Below are 1094 nucleotides of genomic sequence, written 5' to 3'. Positions count from 1 at the left end.
CCTAGGTGTTCTGACCACGGACGTTAGGTACGGCGGGTCGGCTGGACGATGACGAAGACCTCCGAGTGAGGTGTGGAGCTACCACGCAACCACTGCTCACCACGGAGGCCTTCATGTCCCACGCTAACGCCACGCTGACGCCGACCGGACGACTGCGCATGGCCAAGCTCGTCGTCGACGGCGGGTGGCCCTACGCCAGAGTTGCGGAACGGTTCTCCGTCAGCATCACGACAGTCCGCCGCTGGGCGGAGCGGTATCGCCGGTTCGGCAAGGCCGGGATGGTGGAGCGGTCCTCCAGGCCACACGTTTGCCCTAACCAGCTGCCCCAGCGGACCGAGCGTCGCATCATCAAACTTCGGGTCATCCGCCGTTGGGGGCCGGCAAGGATCGGCTACTTCCTCGGGCTCAATCCTTCCACCGTCCACAAGGTCCTGGTCCGCTACGGCTGTCCCCGGTTGAAGTGGACCGACCCGGCGACCGGGGTGCGGATCAAGACCTCCCGCGTCGACCGCCGCAGCTACGAGCACGGCACCCCGGGCGACCTGGTGCACGTCGATGTCAAGAAGCTGGGACGCATCCCCGACGGCGGCGGCTGGAGGTTTCGTGGCCCAGCAGCCGGGAAACGCAACAAGCAGCGCACACCCGCCGGCTACGCCTTCATTCACCACGCCGTCGACGACCACTCACGCCTGGCCTATTCCGAGATCCACGTCGACGAGAAGCAGGAAACCGCCGCGGCGTTTTGGCAACGGGCCGAGGAGTTCTTCACCTCGTGCGGTGTCACCGTCAAGGCCGTGCTCACCGACAACGGCAACCCGTACCGATCCAAGCTCTGGAAGGCAACGCTGGGCGAGCACATCAAGCATCGACGCACCCGCCCCTATCGACCCCAGACCAACGGCAAGGTCGAAAGGTTCAACAGAACGCTGCTTGAGGAATGGGCCTACGCCAACGAATACCGGTCAGAGACAGACCGAGCAACGGCATACCCCGACTGGCTCCATCACTACAATCACCACCGCGGCCACACCGCCCTCAACGGCGCGTCACCAGCCGACCGCGTGCCCAACCTCTCCGGACAGAACACCTAGGCT

The 1094-nt window shown here is 65.1% G+C and carries 1 protein-coding gene; it reads left to right on the top strand.

Annotated elements, in window-relative coordinates; all coding sequences use genetic code 11:
- Positions 1-113: 113 nt before the first annotated feature.
- Positions 114-1091 carry an IS481 family transposase gene (locus ACOJV9_RS16685; RefSeq protein ID WP_420186362.1) on the top strand — a complete coding sequence of 326 codons (978 nt, stop codon included), beginning with the start codon at positions 114-116 and terminating at the stop codon, positions 1089-1091.
- Positions 1092-1094 lie beyond the last annotated feature (3 nt).

The sequence above is a fragment of the Knoellia terrae genome, assembly GCF_048606435.1.
GTDB lineage: Bacteria > Actinomycetota > Actinomycetes > Actinomycetales > Dermatophilaceae > Knoellia > Knoellia terrae.
The sequence above is the reverse complement of the archived record's forward strand: the minus strand, read 5'-3'. Positions and strand labels throughout refer to the sequence as shown.

Excerpts from the sequence above, each read along its gene's own strand:
- ACOJV9_RS16685 (WP_420186362.1), top strand. The coding sequence starts at position 114 with ATGTCCCACGCTAACGCCACGCTGACGCCGACCGGACGACTGCGCATG.